We start from the raw sequence: 2,838 nt of genomic DNA on the forward strand, positions 1-2,838 counted from the left end.
CGCACGCTGCGCACGCACCTCGCTGCGTTGGCATCGCTCGGAAGACACCCGGTATGCCGTCGCGACGCCGCCTTGCGATGCACGCACGCATCGCACGACTTATGGCACGGACTCTCGGCGCGGGACACTAGTGAGACTGCTCCGCCTCGTTCAGTCCGGTGCCGTGGGGTCCTGAGGTCGATCGGTCTCCTCCCGGCCAGGATGTCGCTCGGCGACTCCGCGCCCATTTTGGTTCACTCGCGGCGCAACTTCTTTCGCTATCGGAATACAGCGTAGCGAATGAATCGTTTGCGTGGGTTTATTGACAGAATTCTGAGGATTTGTTGGACAGAGCGCGTGACCTATGTTTAATGTGTTTATCAGCGAGTTTGCGACAGGGGGAGGACGCGGCACGCTTCTCCGCCGGTGGTGTCTCGCATTTCTAGGGATTCTCGGTCACTTAGAAAGGAGTATCAGCATGTTTGACCCCGGCATTCTCGATCAGATCATCCAGGCGCTGAACGACCTGCTCAGCAGCCTGTAGGCAGTCCACGACACCTCGCGCACCGCTTGCGGTGGCTGCGGCGACTGCGGCCCCGGGGGCGGCATGATCCGCCCTCGGCCGAGGGGAGGTCGCAGCCGTGGTGCCTCGAGGTCGTCCTTATCGATGCCGACCCCGGACGATGAGTCCGGGGTCGGCATCGGTTCTCCGGCGGAGATACTCAGAGATTTCGCGCGTGATATCCACCTCGGTGGAAAACGCAGGGCTCAGTCCGGATATTCGCTCCGTCGTGCTCGAAATATCGAGACATAACGATCAGTGGATCGGGAAGTACGTTGCATGCTCGTTCGCCGCGACGGCGGCCAGACGCTCATCGTTCGCATGGGTGACCAGGACCAGAGAGCCGCCACCGGCGAGCAGGGCGGCCAGGAGCTCGGCACCGGCCGGTGAGGCCGAGGGGGCGGTGGTGAGAAGCCGCTCGGCCCTTCCCGCGCCCCCGAACAGGTCGCCGTGGCCGGTCTCGATGCCTGCCCACGAGGTCGCGGCGTCGTCCGTGGTCGGTGGGTCCCAAGGGGTGAAGGCGTCCGGCTGGCCCCAGACCTCGATGCCGACGTCGTGGACGTCCTGGGGGAGCGGGTCGGCGAAACGTACGCCGAAGGGGAGGAGCGAGCATGCCAGCGTCGGCCGCTTCCCGGCGTCGTCCGCCCAGGTCGGCAGGGTCTCGGGGCCGCAGACGACGGCGTCGGGACTCTCCGCGTCGGTCACCACGAGGCCGGTGTTCCAGGCGGCGCCGAGGAAGACGGCGGCCAGCCAGTGGGTGGGCAGGTCGATGCGGATGCTGTCGCCGCGCTCGAGGCCGTGCTCGTCGACGAGAAGGCCGGAGGCCTTGGCCACCCAGTTGGCGTACGTCGTGGTGGAGAGCTCCTGGCGCTCACCGCTCGCCTCGTCATAGAAGGTCACGAACGGCCCGCCGGGGTCGGTCCGAAGGGCTCGGGCGAGGGTATCGGGATAGGTCCGTGCGTTCGTGGCCACGAGGCTCACCTTAGGGTGTGCCGCATGAGCGAGCGCCAGCGAGCGAACATTGGGTCCATGACGTTCTGGGCAGTGATCCCCGCCGGCGGTGCCGGTACGCGGCTGTGGCCGCTCTCACGGTCCTCGGAGCCGAAGTTCCTCCGCGACCTGACCGGCAACGGACGTACGCTCCTGCAGGAGACCTTCGACCGCCTAGAGCCCGTCTCCGACGGCGTCATGGTGGTGACCGGCGCGGCCCACGAGCGGGCCGTGTGCGAGCAGCTGCCGGAGGTGCCGTACGACGCGATCCTGGCCGAGCCGAGCGGGCGCGACTCGATGGCCGCGATCGGCCTGGCCGCGGCCTTCCTCGAGCGGCGCGACCCGGATGCGGTGATGGGCTCCTTCGCCGCCGATCACGTGATCCGCAACGTCGACAACTTCCACGAGACCGTACGCAGCGCCGCGGCGATCGCCGAGGACGGCTGGCTCGTGACGATCGGGATCTCACCGACCTTCCCGTCGACCGCGTTCGGCTACATCGCCGAGGGTGAGCCGTTGGCAGCCCATAGGGGCGCCTACGTCGTCGACGAGTTCGTCGAGAAGCCGTCGGCCGAGGTCGCTCAGGGCTATCTGGACACCGGCCGATACCGGTGGAACGCCGGAATGTTCGTCGTGCGCCCCACCGTCCTTCTCGACCTGCTCGCGGAGTCGGACCCCGACTTCGCGAGCCGGCTGCGCGCGATCGCCGCCGAGCCCACGCGGTTCGAGGAGCTGTGGGAGACGCTGCCGAAGATCGCGGTCGACCACGCTGTCGCCGAGCCCGCTGCCGCCGCGGGCAAGGTCGTCACGGTGCCCGCCGACCTCGGCTGGGACGACATCGGCGACTTCGACTCGCTCGCCACGCTGCTCCAGGCCGCCGGCGCGGCCTCCTCGGAGGGCCCCACGATCCTCGGTGACGACTCGCTCGTCCACGCCCTCGACTCCACCGGCCTGGTCATTCCCCACTCCGGCCGCACCATCGCCCTCATCGGCCTCGAGGACATCGTCGTCGTCGACACCGACGACGCCGTCCTGGTCACCACCCGTGCCCACGCCCAGCAGGTCAAGAAGATTGTCACCGCCCTCAAGGACTCCGACCGCGACCACCTCACCTGACCTGACCCGAACCCGCCGAGGCGTCAGTTCTGCAGGCCGAGAAGTCACGTGTGCAGGCCGAGAAGTCACGTGTGCAGGCCGAGAAGTCACGTGTGCAGGCCGAGAAGTCACGTGTGCAGGCCGAGAAGTCACGTGTGCAGGCCGAGAAGTCACCTGTGCAGGCCGAGAGGTCACCCGGTGCCGTCTCGGCC

At 67.7% G+C, this 2,838-nt stretch carries 2 protein-coding genes; one reads left to right on the plus strand and one right to left on the minus strand.

What is annotated here, in order from left to right; all coding sequences use genetic code 11:
• Nucleotides 1–796: 796 nt before the first annotated feature.
• A complete protein-coding gene (locus ACRDPS_RS20335) occupies nucleotides 797–1,513 on the minus strand; it encodes a TIGR03089 family protein (protein ID WP_431503479.1) in 717 nt (238 codons plus the stop codon).
• A gap of 57 nt (nucleotides 1,514–1,570) precedes the next feature.
• Here ACRDPS_RS20335 and ACRDPS_RS20340 point away from each other — a divergent pair, with 57 nt between their 5' ends.
• Nucleotides 1,571–2,647, plus strand: a complete 1,077-nt coding sequence (locus tag ACRDPS_RS20340; RefSeq protein WP_431503480.1) for a mannose-1-phosphate guanylyltransferase — start codon at nucleotides 1,571–1,573, stop codon at nucleotides 2,645–2,647.
• Nucleotides 2,648–2,838 lie beyond the last annotated feature (191 nt).

The organism is Nocardioides sp. (assembly GCF_050699375.1).
Lineage (GTDB): Bacteria > Actinomycetota > Actinomycetes > Propionibacteriales > Nocardioidaceae > Nocardioides.

Bases quoted from the DNA above. Each gene is read 5' to 3' on its own strand.
- ACRDPS_RS20340 (WP_431503480.1), top strand. From the start codon at position 1,571: ATGACGTTCTGGGCAGTGATCCCCGCCGGCGGTGCCGGTACGCGGCTG.